The 17,340-nt window shown below is 66.1% G+C and carries 16 protein-coding genes; 7 read left to right on the top strand and 9 right to left on the bottom strand.

Features of this window, described 5'->3' with window-relative positions; genetic code table 11:
- Nucleotides 1–8 precede the first annotated feature (8 nt).
- From GGD65_RS08435 to GGD65_RS08415, 5 genes are read left to right on the top strand one after another with little or no spacing between them, the layout of a single operon-like run.
- Nucleotides 9–1,115 carry an ABC transporter ATP-binding protein gene (locus tag GGD65_RS08435; RefSeq protein WP_183234887.1) on the top strand — a complete coding sequence of 369 codons (1,107 nt, stop codon included), beginning with the start codon at nt 9–11 and terminating at the stop codon, nt 1,113–1,115.
- Nucleotides 1,116–1,136: 21 nt separating this feature from the next.
- Complete coding sequence (locus GGD65_RS08430; RefSeq protein ID WP_183233446.1) at nt 1,137–1,628, top strand: (2Fe-2S)-binding protein; 492 nt, start codon at nt 1,137–1,139, stop codon at nt 1,626–1,628.
- A 2-nt stretch (nt 1,629–1,630) separates the two neighbouring features.
- The gene (locus tag GGD65_RS08425; protein WP_183234885.1) at nt 1,631–4,018 is read left to right on the top strand and encodes a xanthine dehydrogenase family protein molybdopterin-binding subunit; all 2,388 of its coding nucleotides are present in this window, start codon (nt 1,631–1,633) and stop codon (nt 4,016–4,018) included.
- Between the two features lie 11 nt (nt 4,019–4,029).
- Entirely contained in the window at nt 4,030–4,827 is a 798-nt protein-coding gene (locus tag GGD65_RS08420) for a xanthine dehydrogenase family protein subunit M (protein WP_183233444.1), read from the top strand.
- Nucleotides 4,828–4,843: 16 nt separating this feature from the next.
- Nucleotides 4,844–6,334 carry an amidase gene (locus tag GGD65_RS08415; protein WP_183233443.1) on the top strand — a complete coding sequence of 497 codons (1,491 nt, stop codon included), beginning with the start codon at nt 4,844–4,846 and terminating at the stop codon, nt 6,332–6,334.
- Between the two features lie 159 nt (nt 6,335–6,493).
- On the opposite strand, the gene GGD65_RS08410 is transcribed toward GGD65_RS08415, so the two are convergent.
- The 3 genes from GGD65_RS08410 to GGD65_RS08400 all read right to left on the bottom strand — a co-directional run bounded on the left by GGD65_RS08410 (nt 6,494) and on the right by GGD65_RS08400 (nt 10,025).
- A complete protein-coding gene (locus tag GGD65_RS08410) occupies nt 6,494–7,393 on the bottom strand; it encodes a LysR substrate-binding domain-containing protein (RefSeq protein ID WP_183234883.1) in 900 nt (299 codons plus the stop codon).
- An 84-nt stretch (nt 7,394–7,477) separates the two neighbouring features.
- A complete protein-coding gene (locus tag GGD65_RS08405) occupies nt 7,478–8,848 on the bottom strand; it encodes an amidase (protein ID WP_183233441.1) in 1,371 nt (456 codons plus the stop codon).
- Nucleotides 8,829–10,025, bottom strand: coding sequence for an MFS transporter (locus GGD65_RS08400; RefSeq protein WP_183234882.1), 1,197 nt, complete (start codon nt 10,023–10,025; stop codon nt 8,829–8,831). Before GGD65_RS08400 ends, GGD65_RS08405 begins: the two co-directional genes overlap by 20 nt.
- Nucleotides 10,026–10,051: 26 nt before the next feature.
- Here GGD65_RS08400 and GGD65_RS08395 point away from each other — a divergent pair, with 26 nt between their 5' ends.
- Nucleotides 10,052–10,387 carry a hydroxyisourate hydrolase gene (locus tag GGD65_RS08395; RefSeq protein WP_183233439.1) on the top strand — a complete coding sequence of 112 codons (336 nt, stop codon included), beginning with the start codon at nt 10,052–10,054 and terminating at the stop codon, nt 10,385–10,387.
- Here the strand turns inward: GGD65_RS08395 and GGD65_RS08390 are convergent, their stop codons facing one another.
- From GGD65_RS08390 to GGD65_RS08375, 4 genes are read right to left on the bottom strand one after another with little or no spacing between them, the layout of a single operon-like run.
- Nucleotides 10,388–11,203 carry an ABC transporter permease gene (locus tag GGD65_RS08390; protein ID WP_183233438.1) on the bottom strand — a complete coding sequence of 272 codons (816 nt, stop codon included), beginning with the start codon at nt 11,201–11,203 and terminating at the stop codon, nt 10,388–10,390. It abuts the gene before it with no gap.
- Entirely contained in the window at nt 11,203–12,066 is an 864-nt protein-coding gene (locus GGD65_RS08385; RefSeq protein WP_183233437.1) for an ABC transporter permease, read from the bottom strand. The genes GGD65_RS08390 and GGD65_RS08385 overlap by 1 nt, the downstream gene beginning before the upstream one ends.
- Before the next feature lie 3 nt (nt 12,067–12,069).
- Nucleotides 12,070–13,116: an ABC transporter substrate-binding protein gene (locus tag GGD65_RS08380; RefSeq protein ID WP_183233436.1), complete on the bottom strand. Its 1,047-nt coding sequence runs from the start codon at nt 13,114–13,116 to the stop codon at nt 12,070–12,072.
- A gap of 44 nt (nt 13,117–13,160) precedes the next feature.
- Nucleotides 13,161–14,255, bottom strand: a complete 1,095-nt coding sequence (locus GGD65_RS08375) for an ABC transporter ATP-binding protein (protein ID WP_183233435.1) — start codon at nt 14,253–14,255, stop codon at nt 13,161–13,163.
- An 88-nt stretch (nt 14,256–14,343) separates the two neighbouring features.
- Between GGD65_RS08375 and GGD65_RS08370 the strand changes: the two genes are divergently transcribed.
- Entirely contained in the window at nt 14,344–15,726 is a 1,383-nt protein-coding gene (locus GGD65_RS08370) for an amidase (protein WP_183234880.1), read from the top strand.
- On the opposite strand, the gene GGD65_RS08365 is transcribed toward GGD65_RS08370, so the two are convergent.
- Together GGD65_RS08365 and GGD65_RS08360 are read right to left on the bottom strand one after the other, a co-directional pair.
- Nucleotides 15,723–16,472, bottom strand: coding sequence for an aspartate/glutamate racemase family protein (locus GGD65_RS08365; protein WP_183233472.1), 750 nt, complete (start codon nt 16,470–16,472; stop codon nt 15,723–15,725). The two genes, GGD65_RS08370 and GGD65_RS08365, sit on opposite strands and share 4 nt — an antisense overlap.
- A 2-nt stretch (nt 16,473–16,474) precedes the next feature.
- Complete coding sequence (locus GGD65_RS08360) at nt 16,475–17,206, bottom strand: GntR family transcriptional regulator (protein WP_210316766.1); 732 nt, start codon at nt 17,204–17,206, stop codon at nt 16,475–16,477.
- Nucleotides 17,207–17,340: the final 134 nt, after the last annotated feature.

The raw sequence follows: 17,340 nt of genomic DNA, 5'->3' as shown, positions 1-17,340 counted from the left end.
GCTGGGAAATGAAGAACGATCGCGGCGATATCGAACTGGCGGGTGTCTGCAAGAGTTTTGACGGCGCGACCTACGTGGTTGACGGCGTCAATCTTAGGATCGCGGACGGCGCCTATTGCTGCTTCATCGGCCCGTCCGGCTGCGGCAAGACCACGATCCTGCGCATGATCGCCGGTCACGATGATCCGACCGCAGGCGAGATCGTCATCGGGGGGCAGAATGTGGTCGGACTGGCGCCGGTGCAGCGCCGCACTGCGATGATGTTCCAGTCCTATGCGCTGTTCCCACATCTGACGGTGCGTGAGAACATCGCCTTTGCCTTGCGGGTGCGAGGCCAATCCAAGGCCGATCGCCTGCGCGCAGCCGATGCCATGATCGAGAAGGTACGGCTGACGCAATTCGCCGACCGCTTGCCGGCCCAGCTCTCCGGCGGCCAGCAGCAGCGCGTGGCGCTGGCGCGTGCGGCGATCACCGAGCCGCGGGTGCTGCTGCTGGACGAGCCACTGTCGGCGCTCGACGAGCAGCTCCGTGTGCAGATGCGCCAGGAACTGCGGCGGATGCAGCAGGAGCTTGGCATCACGTTCATCCACGTCACCCACACCCAGCTCGAGGCGATCGCGCTCGCCGATCTCGTCGTGGTGATGGAGCAGGGCAAGATCAAGCAGGCGGGAGCGGCGCGGGACGTCTACGCCCACCCGCACGATCGCTACGTCGCCGAGTTCATGGGCGGGCAGAACGTGCTGTCCGGCCGGGTCGAGAAGGTCAACGGCGCAAGCTTTACGCTTGCGCAGGCTGCGCCTGACGGCATCGAGGTGCCGCTTCTGGCGCGGCCCACCGTCAACGTCGGCGACAAGGTCGATATCGCCGTGCGCCGCGATGATGTTGCGCTGGTGCGGCCGGGCAGGGATCTGCCGCCCGGGTGCACCACGTCGCTGCCGAGCCGGGTGCTCGCGATCGAATATCAGGGCTACTTCGTCAAGGTGATGCTCGACACCGTACCGGACGACGAGTTCGTCGCCTATGTGCCGGAAAAGACCTTCTTTGCGGACCCCTTCACAGTCGGCGATGTCGTGATGGCCACATGGGCCGCCGGCAGCGCCTTGCCTCTCGCCTAAAGACCAATCGCGCACAGGAGTATGACCGTGCAGATATCCTTCACACTCAACGGCCGGCCAACCACCGTGGACGTCGAACCGGCGACGCTCGTCGCCGGGCTGCTGCGCGAGCAGCTCCATCTCACGGGCACCCATATCGGCTGCGACACCAGCCAGTGCGGCGCCTGCGTAGTGCATCTCGACGGTTTGCCGGTGAAGAGCTGCACGCTGCTGGCTCCGGCGCTTGATGGCGCGACGCTGCTCACCATTGAAGGTCTGCAAGGTGCGCCGGGCTCGAACCAAATGCATCCCATGCAGGAGGCCTTTCGTGAGCATCACGGGCTGCAATGCGGGTTCTGCACACCCGGCATGTTGATGACCGCGGTCGCGCTCGCCGCGGAGAAGTCTGACCTGACAGAGGCCGATGTCCGCCATGGCCTCGAAGGCAACATCTGCCGCTGCACCGGCTACCAGAACATCGTCGTTTCGGTGCTGGCTGGCGCTGCCGCCATGAACGCCGCCAAGGGAGAGTGACCATGGGCAATGTCATCGGCATCGGCGCCGCGCCGAAGCGCAAAGAGGACCAGCGCTTCCTCACCGGCCGCGGCAATTACGTCTCCGACATCAAGCGTCCGGGCATGACGGCCGGCGTATTCGTGCGCTCTCCGCATGGCCATGCGCTGCTGCGCGGCATCGACAAGAGTGCGGCGCTGGCATCATCAGGCGTGATTGCCGTGTTGACTGGCGACGACGTCAAGGCCGATGGCCTGGGATCACTGCCTTGCGGCTGGGGTATCTCGGATGCGCAGGGCGTGCCGATGAAGGAGCCGCCGTTTCCGATGCTGGCGCAGGGCAAGGTGCGCTTCGTTGGTGACATGGTGGCCTTCGTCGTGGCGGAGACGCCGGAGCAGGCAAATGCTGCAGCCGAATTGCTCGCGATCGACTACGAAGTGCTGTCTTCAGTCGTCGGCGTGCTCGAAGCCGTCCGGCCCGGCGCGCCGCAATTGTTCGACGACGTCCCGAACAACATCTGTTGCGACTGGGAGCTCGGTGACAAGGCCGCCGTCGAGACCGCGTTCCGGAAAGCTGCGCATGTCGCAAAGCTGAGCCTCGTCAACAACCGCCTGATCGGCAATCCGATGGAGCCGCGTGCGGCGATCGCGGAATACGAGCCAGGCACGGACCGATTCACGCTGTGGACCACGAGCCAATTCCCGCATGTCGTACGCTTCCTGATGGGGGCGCTGGTGCTGAACATCCCGCAGCACAAGCTGCGGGTGGTTGCGCCCGATGTCGGCGGCGGATTCGGCGTCAAGCAGTTCCACTATGGCGAGGAGGCCGTCATCACCTGGGCCGCCAAGCGCGTGAAGCGGCCGGTGAAATGGGTCGCGAGCCGCTCGGAAGGTTACGTCTCCGATCGTCACGGCCGCGATCACGTCACCGAGGCCGAGCTGGCGCTCGACGAGACCGGAAAATTCCTGGCCTTCCGCGTCAACACGCTCGCCAATATGGGCGGCTATCTCTCGACCTTCGGGCCGAACATCCCGACCAATCTCTATGGGCCGCTGCTCGGCGGCGTCTACACGACGCCTGCGATCTACTGCAACGTGAAGGTGGTCTTCACCAATACGGTGCCGGTGGATGCCTATCGCGGCGCTGGCCGTCCCGAGGCGACCTTCGTCCTGGAGCGCATCGTCGATGTCGCCGCCAGCGAGATGGGGATCGACCGCGTCGAGATCCGCCGCCGCAACATGATCCCGAAGGAGGCCTATCCGTACCAGACGCCGGTGCTGGTGCAGTACGATTCCGGCGATCCCATGGGCTGTCTCGACGGCGCCCTCGTCGCGGCCGACGTCAAGAATTTCGGCATCCGCAAGGCGGCGTCTGCCAGCAAGGGCAAATTCCGCGGGCTCGGTTATTCCACCTACGTCGAGGCCTGCGGCCTTGCGCCGTCGCGCTTCGCCGGGAGATTGGGCGCGCGCGGCGGTCTGTACGAAAGCGCCACGGTGCGCGTGCATCCGACCGGCCAGGTGACGGTCATGATCGGAACCCACAATCACGGCCAGGGCCACGAGACGACGTTTGCCCAGATCGTCTCGGACAAGCTTGGGGTCGCCTTCGAGAATGTCGACATCGTGTTCGGCGATACCGACCGCGTGCAGTTCGGCATGGGCACCTATGGCTCGCGCTCCCTGGTGGTCGGCGGTGCGGCGCTGTCGAAGGCGACGGACAAGGTCATCGCCAAGGGCAAGAAGATCGCGGCCCATCTGCTCGAAGCGGCTGAGGTCGATATTCAGTTCGAGAGCGGCAAATTTTCGGTTGCGGGCACGGATCGCGCCAAGACGTTCGAGGAGATCGCGGGCGCTGCCTACGTGCCACACGATTATCCGCTTGAGGTGCTGGAGCCGGGGCTTGAGGAGCAGGCCTATTACGACCCCGTCAACTTCACCTATCCCGGCGGCTGCCACATCGCTGAAGTCGAGGTCGATCCCGAGACGGGCACGGTGACGCTGGTCAACTACACCGCGGTGGACGACGTCGGCACGGTCATCAACCCGATGATCGTGGAGGGCCAGCTGCATGGCGGCATCGTGCAGGGCGTCGGCCAGGCGCTGTTCGAGAGCGCGGTCTATGACGAAGGCTCGGGCCAGCTTCTGTCGGGCTCGCTGATGGATTACTGCATGCCGCGCGCCGACCATCTGCCGATGATGAAAGTGGCAACCCATTCCACGCTCTGCACGCATACGCCGATGGGTGTGAAGGGCTGCGGCGAGGTCGGCACCATCGGCTCGCCCGCCGCCGTCATCAACGCGGTGGTCGATGCGCTGTCGCACCTGGGCGTCACCCATGTCGACATGCCGGCGACGCCGAACCGGATCTGGCGCCTGTTGCAGAATGCGTCGCTGCCGGTCGCCGCGGAATAGGGAGGACAACAATGAAACCATTTGCCTATCACCAGCCTCACCAGATTCCAGATGCGGCTAAGCTTCTGACCTCGATCGAGGACAGCAAGCTTGTTGCGGGCGGCATGACGCTGATCCCGACGCTGAAGCAGCGACTGGCCAATCCGCCGGCGCTGGTCGATCTTTCGAAGCTCGGAAATCTCAAGGGCATCGCTGACGACGGTGCCATTGTCACGATCGGCGCGATGACGCCGCATGCGGTGGTCGCAGCTTCAAAGTTGGTGCAGGAGAAAATTCCCGGGCTCGCGGCGCTGGCTTCGATGATCGGCGATCCCGCCGTGCGCAGCCGCGGCACCATCGGTGGCTCCGTCGCCAACAACGATCCTGCTGCGGATTATCCCGCCGGCGTGCTCGGTCTCGGTGCCACCATCGTAACCAGCACGCGCGAGATCGCCGCCGACAGGTTCTTCCTCGGTCTGTTCGAAACCGCGCTTGAACCCGGCGAGATCATTACGGCGATCCGTTTTCCCGTGCCGCTGAAAGCGGGCTACGCAAAGTTCAAAGCGCCGGCGTCGCGCTATGCGCTGGTCGGCGTGTTCGTCGCGAAATTTGCCGACGGCTTCCGCGTCGCCGTAACGGGCGCGGGTCCCGGCGTGTTCCGCGTGCCGCCGATGGAGGCGGCGCTGTCGGGCAACTTTGATCCGTCCGCGATCGCGGCGATCAAGATCGACACCGACGGTCTCACCTCCGATATTCATGCGGAAGCCGATTACCGCGCGCATCTCGTCACGGTCATGGCCAAGCGCGCCGTCGACGCGGCGCTCAACTAGCTCCTTAGGGTTGATGATGACTGATGGTTCCGGCCGAACGGCCTTTCCGCCGGCGCCGACTGGCCTTGGCGCGCTTTCTGCAACCGAGATCATGGCCGGTTACCGGCGCAAGGCGTTCACCCCGCGCGATGTCATTGACGACACCATCGCCGCGCTGGAGGCGGCGGACGAGACCTGCAACGCGGTGGTGACGCCGATGTACGAGCAGGCGAGGGCGGAGGCCGACCGTCTCACCAGGGAAATGCGGGCGGGCGAAGCGAAGGGACCGCTCGCCGGTGTGCCCGTCACGATCAAGGACCTCGTCTTCGTCGCGGGCGTGCCGGCCTATGCAGGTTCGCCGATGAACGAGGGCTTCGTGCCTGAGGCCGACGCTGCCGTGGTCTCGGCCCTGAAGGCATCCGGCGCGATCATCACCTGCAAGACCACGACCTGCGAGTCAGGCTACAAGCTGACAGCCGACAGCCCCGTCACCGGCATCACGCGCAATCCCTGGAACCCTGGTCGCACCAGCGGCGGGTCGAGCGGCGGCGCCGCGGCGAGCGTCGCTGCCGGCTGCGGCCCGATCGCGATCGGCACCGACGGCGTCGGCTCGATCCGGGTGCCATCCTCCTTCTGCGGCGTGTTCGGCCTGAAGCCGACCTTTGGTCTCGTACCGCGCTCGCCCGGCTTCTCGCCGCCATCCTGGGCCTCGCTCGCCCATACCGGCCCGATCACGCGCACGGTCGCGGATGCTGCGCTGACGCTGGAGATCATAGCCGGCTACGACGTGCGTGATGCCGCGAGCCTTCCCGCGTCCGCACGCCGCTTCAATACGGATGCTGGGTGCCTGGACGGCATTCGTATCGGAGCCAGCGCCGATCTCGGCTACGCCGCCGTCAGCCCGGACGTGTGCGCAGCATTTGGCAAGGCGCTTGCCATTCTCGATTCCTGCGGTGCGCAGGTCACCATGGACGGGCCTGGTCTCGATCCCGGCATTTTGGAGCACACGCTGAAGCCGATCGCCTTTACCGAACAGGCGGCGGCGGTTGCGAGCAAGTCCGCAACCGATCTTGCAAGCTCGGAGGCCGACTATCGCAATGTCGTCAGCGCCGGCCGGCGCTACAGCGGCACGGATTACATCGAAGCGAGTTACCGCCGCGGCCAGACGCGCAGTGCCTTCGTCAAATTGTTCGAACGCGTCGATGTGCTGGTGACGCCGACGGTCGCGGTCACTGCGTTCGAAGCTGGCCGGATCGGAGTCGACACCATCGATGGCCGCAAGGTCGATCCGCATCTCGGCTGGTCGCCGTTTACCTGGCCGGTCAATCTCGCCGGTCTTCCGGCGGCAACACTGCCTTGCGGCTTCGATCGTGACGGGATGCCGATCGGTCTTCAGATTGTCGCGCCCTGGCTCGACGAGCCCACGATCTTCCGCATCGCCGCGGCGTTCGAGCAGGCGCAGCCCTGGGCGAAATTCTGGCCACAGCTGGCGCTACGCCAGGCGGGTGGGGAGCGCGCCAAGGGGTGAAACGGTCATGATACGATTGGTGTTTTGCCCGACGTGTCAGATCGCGCAGGCACGGTCCGGAATCGTGGGCTCGGTGCTCCGTAAAGTGACGCGCGAAAAACCCTTTGCAAACAAAGGCCGTTCTACTGTGCATGGGGTTGTTTTCGCGTTTTTGTGGGCCTAGCCCAGCTCGATCGGCGGGCCGCGGCCGCTGAGCTCTTCGTCGAGGCGCAGATAATGCGCGAGATAGTCGTGCAGCGCGGTCGCGGCCTTCGAGGTGGCGCCGCTCGATTTGTAGAGCAACAGCTCGATCTTCGGCAGTGGCGGCAGGCCTTCGTTCGGTCCGATCTCGCGCATCGCCGGCACCAGCGCGCTGCGGCCGAGCACGGTGACGGCCATGCCGGCGAAAGCCGCGGCCTGGAGACCTCCGACGCTTTCACTGACGCAGGCGATGCGCCAGCGCAGATTGGCACGCTCCAGCGTGTCGATAGCGTAGTCGCGATAGATGTTTCCGGGGGGCAGCAGCGCCAGCGGAATCGGACGCTCCTGGTGCGCGACCGATTGATCACCGGTCATCCAGACCAGTTGCTCGCGCCGCACCACCTGGCCGCCGGTGAAATCGTTCATGCGGGTGACGAGCGCGATGTCGACGTCGCCGCGCTTGACGAGGCCGACCAGTGGCGTCGACAGCGCGCAATTGAGCTCGACCTGCACGCGCGGAAAGGATTTTCGGAACACGCTGAGGATCTGCGGCAGCATGAAGGCGGCGTAGAGGTCGGGCGTGCCGAGCACGACCTGACCCTCGATCTCCTGCGACGCCAGTTGCGAGATCAGCTCGTCATGCAACCTTAGGATGGATTTGGCGTAGGTGAGGACGGTGGTGCCGTCATCGGTCAGCGTCAGCCGGCGGCCGGCGTGCTCGAACAATTGCTTGCCTGTCAGCTCCTCTAGCCGCTGCAGTTGCAGGGTAATCGCCGGCTGGGTGCGGCCCAGCCGTCGGGCGGTCTCGGTGATGCTGCCGGTCTCGACCACCGAGATCAGCGACCGGAGCATGCGGATGTCGAGACTGATGAGGTTCATGCGGCGTCCATGTCGCCCAGAATTTATGCAAGTTCCATGCTAGCGCGTGCTGGCCCATGCTCATAGTGACGAGCCAAGCCGGCTTCAACACGCTTGCAGCATGGCCTCGATCTGGTGTGCGGCGCCAAGCAGCGTCAGGTCCTGCCCGCGCCTCGCGATGATTTGCAGGCCGAATGGAAGTCCGCGCGGATCCGTTCCGCACGGGATCGAGATCGCCGGCAGGCGGGCATGATTGACAAAAGGAGTAAACACCGCGTGCCCCCGTGGGCTCGCGGGTTTTCCGCCGATCATGTCGGGACCAAGCTGCGTCAGTGACCAAGCGACGCAGGGGACAGTTGGGGTCAGCAGCAGGTCCACGTCGGTGAGGAAGGCCGCGAAAGCATTGGCGATCGCGGCGCTCGCGACCAGAGCTCCAGCAACCTCGGCACCCGACCAGGAAAGGCCGCGTTCGATCTGCTTGGCGACATCAGGATCAAAGATGGCCGGGTCCTTGCGGAACGCGTCCCCATAGAGCGCAGCGAGACCGGCATGTTGGAGTGGCATGATGGCGTCTTCGGTCGCGCCCGTCGGCCAGACGGGATCGCGTCGAGTGATGCGCAAGCCTGCCGCGGAGAGGCGGTCGACAGTGGAGGCGAGGGCATTCTCGACGATGTCGTCGACCGCGACGTCTAAGCCAAGTCGCGGTGAGAATGCCATGCGCACGCCGCCTATGTCTTCCGCCTGCCGTGCAACGAGGGCGGAATCCGGGTCGCGCGGATCGGCGCCGGCCATGGACTCGAACGCCAATGCGATATCGGCCACATCAGATGCGATCGGTGCAATGACGGAAAGACCGAAGAACGGCTCGGCGAAACCGGGCCCATATGGAATCGCGCCGTAGGACGGCTTGAAGCCGGCGACGCCGACATGGGCCGGCGGCCTGCGGCTGGAGCCGCCGGCATCGGTACCGATCGCGAGCGGCACGAGGCCGGCTGCGACCGCAGCGGCGGGACCGCCGGACGAGCCGCCCGGTGTCAACGCGGGATCGAGCGGATGGCGCGTGGGTCCGTAGAGCTGTGAGGTCGTGACGCCCTTGCAGGCGAATTCCGACGTCGCGCCGATGCCGACGATGACAGCACCGGCCTTGCGCAGTCGCTCGATCGCAACCGCATCTTGCGGCGCGACGAAATCGGCGAACAGGCGCGAGCCCTGCGTCACGCGCCAGCCACTGGCCCAGATGTTGTCCTTGACGACGATGGGCACGCCGGCGAGCGACATCGTCTCGCCGGCGCGCAGGCGATCGTCGACCCTCGCAGCATCGGCAAGCGTCCGCGCGGGATCGATCGTCACCACCGCGTTGAGCGCCTTGGCGGCCTCGATGCGCGCGAGCGCGGCTTCGGCGGTCTCGACGGCGCTCGTCCGCCCGGCCGTGACGTCGGCGGCGATCCCGCGCGCGCTATTGACTGGTTTTGTCATGGCCTCCCCAGATCAACGCCAATGTGCCGCAGAGCACAAGGCAGGCCAAGGTAACGAACGCCGCGCCAAGACTGACCGTGGCGTCCAGCATTGAGATCAGTGCCGGCGCGGCCAGCAGGCCCGCATAGGATGCGGTCAGCACCGCGCCCGTGGTCTCGCCGATCCGGTCCTGTGGCGCAAGGTGGGCGATCTCGGCGATGAAGACGCCGTTCCAGCCCGACGCCGTCAGGCCGAGCAGCGCGGCCATCGCGAACTGGCCGGTGCGGCCGAGCGATGCGCCATCAAGGCCGAGCAGCGCGGCGCAGAACGCCATGCCGAGGCCGATGACGATCAGAACCACACGTGAAGCGTTGAGGCGCATGGCGACATAGCCCCAGCCGAGCCGGCCGACCAGGCCGCCGGTCTGCGCGCAGGCGAGCGCCATCCCGGCCTCGATATGACTGAGGCCGAGCTCGCGGGTGCCGAGCGTGACGAAGACGGTGTTGAGCGACACCTGCATCGCGCTGAACGGCATCGAGGCCAGCGCCAGCATCGCGATGCGCCGGTCCGCGGTGACGAGGCCCAGCCGTGCACGGAGACTGAGTTCCGGAGGAGGGGTTGCCTTGCCGGCATAGGCCGGCCGCAGCCGCTCGAACATCAGGATCGCCAACAGCGCACAGGTGCCCACCGCCGCATAGCACCAGGCGGGTCCGAGCGAGATGGCCATGGCGGGCAGAACCAGCGAGCCGCAGACGGCGCCGATCTGGTTGCCGGTCTGGCGGACCGAGAACACGAAGGCGCGCTGTTCGACCGTCACGAGCCGCGCCAGCAGCGCCGCGCTCGCCGGCGTCTCCGGCCCGAATGCAAGGCCGAGGCAGAGGCCGGCGGCAAGCAGTGCGGCCGTCGAGCCGAGCGAGGCCAGCGCCATGCTGAGGACGATCGCCGCCGCGCAGAGGCTGGCGATCCGGAGCGAGCCCAGGCGCGCGATGAAACCGCCGCCCCAGAACGAGGCGGGGATGCCGACGGCGAACACCGCGCAGGAGAACATTGAGAGCTGCCACACCTCGATCTGGGCGCGCGGCGCGACCACGCCCGGCGCGAACAGCGCGAGCGCCACCAGCGCCTGGAGCGAGGTCATCGCCCCCAGAGCCGGCGGCAGTGCGGGCGCTGGCCGAACGGCATTGTTTCCGTCTACCATGCAGCTGCACTCACGGGAGGAACATGGTGGCAGGCGGTATTTCCATTCACGCAGTCGACGTGGCGACCGGCCGGCCGGCGCAGGGCCTGCGCGTCGAGATCTGGCGGATCGATCCGGATTCGCTGTGCATCGCCGACGGACGGCTCGGCGCAAACGGCGTGCTCGATCATTCCGTCGCGCAAGGTGCAGGCGTGACGGCCGGTGAGTATGAGGTCCTGTTTCATCTCGGCGAATTCTTCGGCGACAGCGACGGCTTCCTGACCGTGGCGCCGTTCCGCTTCCGTATCAAGAACGTCCATGAACATTTTCATCTGCCGCTGAAATTCACGCGCTGGGGCTATTCGCTGTTTCGTGGGGCCTGATCAGTTGGTCAGTCGCCGCGACAGGCCGGTGATGCGCTCCATGACGGCGACCAGTGCGACGGTGGCGATGATCAGCACGCCCGACAGCGCGGCGATGGTGACATCGAGCTTGCCCTCGAGATCCTGCCACATCCGGATCGGCAGCATATCGGTTGCGGCATCGCGCAGGAACAGCGAGACCGGCACATTGTCGAACGACGACATGAAGGCGATGAAGGCGCCCGCGATGACGCCCGGCCGGATCAGCGGCAACACGATCCGCCGGAACGTGTAGAGGCGGCTCGCGCCCAGCACCGCCGAGCTTTCGAGCAGGGTCGGCTCCAACTGGGCAAGCGCGGCGACCGTGTTGCGCACGACGTAGGGCACGCAGACCACAGTGTGGCCGATCACCAGCGTCAGCGGCGACACCGGCAGGCCGACCAGTGAGAACAGCATCAAGGCCGCAAGGCCGAAGGCGAGTGCAGGGAGCACGAGCGGCGACATGAAGAGGGAATCCAGCAGCCGCGCCGACAGCGCCCGCGACCGCGAGATCGCGAGCGCAGCGGCAACGCCGAGCACGACGGAGAGGCCCGTCGCCCACGACGCGACGATCAAGCTGTTCTTGGCCGCGAAGTGCAGCTGCCACGCATTCCCGAGCTCGGCGTACCAGCGCAGCGAATAGCCCGGCGGCGGAAAGCGTAGCGAGAAGCCGCTGGTGAAGGAGACGATCAGGACCACGAGCGAGGGCGCGATGATCAGGATCAGCGCGATGATCGCGATCACGGTCATGACCAGCTCGAAGCTGAACGCCTCCAGGGTGCGCTTGCGTCCACTCATCACACGCCTCCATAGCCGCGCGACATGCGGCCGAGCGTGGTGAAGACCGAGACGACCGCGAGCACGGCCAGCAGGAAGATGATCGAGATCGCGGCCGCAAACGGCCAGTTCTGCAGCGTCGAAGCCTGCTGATAGAGATACATCGGCATGAACAGCATCTGCCCACCCCCGACCAGCGACTGGGTGATGAAAGCCGTGATCGCGGCGGCATAAGTCAACGTGCATCCGGCGATCACGCCGGGCAGCGACAGCGGCAGCACGATTTTGAAGAAGGTGCGCCAGCTTCCGGCGCCGAGCGAGCAGGATGCATCGTCGAGATTGGGGTCGATCCGGCCGAGCGCGGTGATCAGCGGCAGCGTCATCAGCGGCATCTGCACCTGCGCCAGTGCGATCACGACGCCGAACTGGGTGTAGAGCAGTTTGAGGGGCGTATCGATGATCCCAAGGGATTGCAGCGTCGCGTTGATGATGCCCTGCCGCCCCAGGATGACGATCCAGGCGAAGGTGCGCACCACCACGCTGGTCAGAAGCGGAAGCAGCACGATCAGGATGATGATGGTCTGAAGCTTGGGCCCGACCCGCTGATAGAGCCAGGCGATGGGAAAGCCGAGCACGAGACAGACGGCCGTCACCTCAGCGCCCAGCAGCAGCGTCGAGCCGAGCACGCTGAGGCTGAAGGGGTCGGTGAGGAAGTGCAGGTACTGGCCGAGCCCCCAATGCAGCCCGGCCGTGTCGTTGTGCAGGGAGAGCCAGAACAGTTGCAGCAGCGGTGCGACGAAGAACAGCAGGAAGAACAGCGCCAGCGGCGCTGCCAATCCCATGCCGTAGGAGGTGACGTCCCGCGATGCCGGTGCTGCGCCCATCGTTCAGATCTTGATCTCGCGGTTGAAGCGCTCGATCCAGGCCGAGCGTTGCTCGTTGATCTTCTTCCAGTCCTGGAACACGAACTTCTTCTTCAGCTCGGCGGTGTCCTTGGCCAGCACGCGCGCGATCTCGCCGCCCATCGTCACTTTGGAGTTGGTCGGCACGATCAGATAAGGCGGGTTCATCAGCGTGGTCTGCACCTCCGGCGTCAGCGCCGCCTCGATCAGCTTGAAGGCAAGCTCGCGGTTCGGCGAGTTCTTGACGATGTGGATCGTGGTTTTGAAGGCGATGGCGCCTTCCTTCGGCGCCACGAACTCGACCGGCACGCCGCGGGCTTTCAGGATCTGGATGGCGTTGAAATTGCCGGGCGAGATGTCGATCTGGCCCTGCTGGAACAGGGTGGCGAGCGCGCCGGGATTGGCTGCCACCGCGGCGAGATTGGGCTTCAGCTCCTCCAGCGCCTTGAAGCCGGGATCGACATTGGCTTCCGAGCCGCCGCGCATCTTGGCGATCTCGACCAGCCAGCCGGTGCCGAGCGTCGAGTTGAGGTTGGTGATGCCGACGCGGCCCTTGAACTCGGGCTTCCAGAGATCGGCCCATGAGGTCGGCGGCGTCTTGACGGCTTCCGGATTGTAGGTGAGGCCGACAACCTGGAAGAAGGGGACGGGGCCCGTCGGCTCCTGCGCCTCGGCGATCAGGTCCTTGTAATAGGCGCTCTTGTCGACCGGATAGGACTCGACCAGATCCTGGCCGATGGCGACGAGGGCAGGACCCGGATCGTGCAGCATGACGTCGATCGGCGGATTGGCCTTGGCGGCGTTAACCTTCGCGATCTGGTCGACCGAGAGCATGGGATCGAGCACCATCGCGGCATCGGCGTTGGCCTTGCGGAAGGCCGGCACGAGCACGGCCTTGTGCGCTTCCTCCCAGCTTCCGGTGAAGGTCGCAAACACCAGCGGGCGGGCCTGGGCGAAGCTCAGTCCGGGAAACGCCTTCATGGCCCCGAGCGTGAGGGCGGTCGTCATCAGGCTGCGGCGATTGAGGATCATGTCGAACTCCGTGTGGACTGGATCAAAAGCGTTTTGGACTGGACCTAAAGCGATGCAGGAAAGGCGTTGGCGAGCGATGGGGCGAGCGGTGCGAGGCGCACGGCGGCGCCGCTCTCCAATGCGCGCGTCTCGCCGATGCGCGCCTGGGAGATCTTGACGCCGGAGCCGTCGGCCGTCGTGACCTCGTGAACGACGGTGGCGCCCAGCGGCAGCGACATGCCGACCACGCCGGCAAAACCGGTCTCGTCGCCGACGAATTGCAGATGCTCGGGTCGGATGCACACGGTGACGCGGCCGCCTTCGGTGAGGGCGCCGGCCGCGGGGCGCGCGATGATCTCCGCGCCGGCATCGAGGCGTATCTTTGCAGCGGTGCGGTCCGTCGAGACCACAATTCCTGGCATGCGGTTGGTCGAGCCGACAAAAGTGTTCACGAACAGCGTCTGCGGCCGGTCGTAGACGTCGGACGGCGAGCCGAATTGCTCGAGCTTGCCGTGGCTCAGCACGGCGACGCGATCGGCCATCGACAGCGCCTCTTCCTGATCGTGCGTCACGATCAGCGTGGTGATGCCGGAGACGCGCTGCAGCCGCTTGACCTCGATCTGCATGTCGAGGCGCAGATTCTTGTCGAGCGCCGCAAAGGGCTCATCCAGCAGCAGGATCGACGGCTTGATCGCGAGCGCGCGGGCGAGCGCGACGCGCTGCTGCTGGCCGCCGGAGAGCTGCCGAGGCAGCCGCTCGTCCATCGCGGGCAATTGCACCAGCTCCAACAGGCGCTGCGCCTCGCGCTGGCGCGTCGCCTTGTCGATGCCGCGGGCGGCGAGGCCGTAGGCGACGTTCTCGCTGATCGAAAGATGCGGGAACAACGCGTAGTTCTGGAACACGATGCCGACGGCGCGGCGGTTCGGCGGCAGCGCATCGACGATGTCATCGCCGATGATGATGCGCCCCTGGCTCTGCGCGATGAAGCCGGCGATGATCCGCAATAGGGTGGTCTTGCCGCAGCCGGACGGGCCGAGCAGGGCGATGATCTCGCCGCCCTTGATGTCGAGATTGATGTTCTCGACCGCGAGCGCGCCACTCGGATAGCGGTGGGTGACCGCATCGACGACGAGCGAACGGCCGCCTTGCGCTTCAGCCATGATGTTGCCTCCCGTTGCCCGAAGGGAGAAAGCAAGTCTCGTGCCCGCGGCGCTCGCCTTTCGCAGCGCACTCGGGCATTGTGGTGCGATGACATCGATATGCGAGCTCAGTGCCACAGCCCTCGCGCGCGCCATTGCCGGCGGTGAGCTGTCCTCGCGCGACGTCGTCGAGGCGCATCTGGCGCGGATCGTGGATCAGGATGCGCAATTGGCGGCATTCGTCACCGTCGATGCGGACGGCGCTCGCCGTGCCGCGCAAATCTGCGATGCCGCGTCCGCGCCAATCGGCCCGCTGCATGGCGTGCCGATCGCGATCAAGGATCTCACCGACACTGCGGGACTTGCAACGACTTATGGATCCGTGCTGTTCCGCGATCACGTGCCGGCCGAGGACGATCTCGTGGTGGGGCGGCTGCGTCGCGCCGGCGCCATCATTCTGGGCAAGAGCAACACGCCGGAGTTTGGCTTTGGCGCGGTCTGCACCAATAAATTGCGAGGACCGACGCGCAATCCCTTCGATCTCGCGCTGACCTCCGGCGGATCGTCCGGCGGCTCTGCCGTCGGGGTCGCTGCCGGCATGGTGCCGCTGGCGCACGGCACCGATTTCGGTGGCTCCGTGCGGACGCCCGCAAGCTTCTGCGAAGTCGCCTCGATCCGTCCGACGCCCGGCCGCATCCCGTCGCCGCGCCGCCCGCTCGGCTGGGATATGCTGGCGACCCACGGTTTTCTTGCCCGCGGCGTCGATGACCTCGCGCTCGCCCTGTCGGTCTGTGCTGGTGACGACGCGAAGGATCCGCTCTCGACCGGCGTTTACAATGACGATCGGCCGCTCGCAGGACGCCCCCGGATCGCCGTCACGCCCGATTTTGGCGTTGCGCCGGTTTCGCGCGACGTTCGTGCGCGTTTTGCTGCCGCCTGCGACGCCCTCGCCGGCGTTGCCGATCTGCTGCCGTTTTCGCCTAATTGCAGCGGCGCGATAGAGACCTTCCGCACGCTCCGCGCCGCACACATCGCCAACAGCTATGGCGAGCTGCTGCGGACGCGCCGCACCGAGCTCACACCTACCGTGATCTGGAACATCGAGGCGGGCGCAGAGCTTTCCGCCGAAGATTATCTCAACGCCGAGCGCCGCCGCACCGCGATCTACCGCAGCTTTCGCGCGCTGTTCGCGCGTGCCGATTTCCTGATCGCGCCCGCAGCCTCGGTCTTCCCCTGGCCGAACGAGATCAGTGATGTCACCGCGATCGACGGCGTAGCGCTGGAGACGCCGATCGACTATCTCGCCGTCACCTTCATGGTGTCGCTGGTCGGCTTTCCGGTCCTGACCTTGCCGGTGCGGCGAGGGGAGAATGAGCTGCCCTTCGGCATCCAAATCATCGCGCCGCCGGGCTGCGAATCCCGCCTGTTTGCTTTCGGCCGTAGCACCGAGAACGAATTGGGGTTTTCGCATCGCCGGCCGAAGCTCCCCTAGCTGTCGCGATGCTCGAGCCGGGCGGCGAGCGCCCCGGGAAGGCCGATGGTGGGCTTTGCTGCGGGCCGGCGGTACGTGCCCGCGCTCGCCTTGCGCAGGCGTAGCGCATGAAGCGCTTCGGCTTGCTTCACCGAGGCGATCACCTGATCGACGACGGGGACGGGAATTCGGTCCGCAACGCGCTCGGCAAGGCCGGAGAGGGGCGCGCCGGCAAAAATCAGCACATCGGCCTCGTCATCGACGATCGCGCGCTGGGCGAGGTCGACGAGCAGATCCTCCTTTTCGGTGCCGACCTCCGAAATCGCCTTGAACGGCGTATCGAGCATGCGAATGCCGGCGCAGCGTTCCCACAGCCCGTGGGCGCGGACGCATTCCTCGTACCAGGGGCCCAGCGCCTGCGCGAAGGTGACGATCGCGAAGCGGCGCCCGGCCATACAGGCCGTCAGCATCGCCGCTTCCGCCATGCCGACCACGGGAATGTCGAATGTCTCGCGTGCGGCGAACAGGCCGGGGTCGCCGAAGGCAGCGATGATCGCGGCATCCACCTTCATGTGCTGCTCGGCCAGCATCTCCAACGCAATGGCGCCGCCGATCTGCGCCTCGGTGCGCGTGGCGATATAGGGCACGCCGCGGGTCGCGGTGCAGGGGACCAGCTGAGTGCCGGGCGCCGCCGCGCGCTGTCCGACATCGGTCATTAATTGTGTGACCGCGGTGCTGGTGTTGGGGTTGAGCAGCAGCAGCTTCATGGTCATGCTGCCGTCAGCCTGGGTTTGGGGGCGAGAGTCTCGAGCAAAGCGGTGCCGGTCTGGCGGACGTGGGCGCCGAGCAGGCGTCCCGCGGCTTCACTGTCTCGCGCCTCGAGGGCGGCGAGGATGCCGGCGTGCTCATCCACCGAATTGCTCCAGCGCTTGTCGGCGCCCAGCGCCAGATAGCGCGCGCGTTCGGCGCGGGAGATCAGCGTCTCGTGCGCCTCGCGGAGCGGCGTGTTGCGCGCCATGCGGACGATGGTGTTGTGGATCTCGCCGTTGATGGCGAAGTAATCGTCGAGCTTGCCGTTGCGATGATGACCCTCCATGCGGGTCTGCAGCGTCCGCAGGCGGGCGAGGTCGCGTTCGGTCGCGCGCTCCGCCGCCAGCTCGGCGGCCAGCCGCTCGATGCCGGCGAGCGCTTCGAACAACTCCGAGATGCCGTCAACCGCGATGTCGGCGATGCGCGGGCTGCGGTTGGGACGAAGCTCGATCAATCCCTCCGCCGCCAGCACCTTCATCGCCTCGCGCAGCGGCGTGCGCGATACGCCCAGCTCCTTTGACAACCTGGTCTCCTGGGTCTGCGATCCCGGCGCCAGCTCGCCGCGAATGATCATCGTCCGCATCCGCGCGGCGGCGCGCTCGTGCAAGCCCATCCTCTTGAGCTTGGGCGACTTTCGCCCCTTCGGGATTTCCGACTTCTGCTGCACGCGCGCCTCATTGCTACAGTTCATCCTAGCCGTTTCCGGCTCCTTGGCTTGCCCAAAATACCGACGCATGTAGCTGAAAACAATGGCATAGCGCGCAAATTGTATGCAGCATGCAGAATCCCCGTTGCGCTGCGGCGAAGGCCGACCGATGATCTCGC

Source organism: Bradyrhizobium sp. CIR18 (assembly GCF_014198295.1).
Taxonomy (GTDB): Bacteria; Pseudomonadota; Alphaproteobacteria; order Rhizobiales; family Xanthobacteraceae; genus Bradyrhizobium.
The sequence above is the reverse complement of the archived record's forward strand: the minus strand, read 5'-3'. Positions and strand labels throughout refer to the sequence as shown.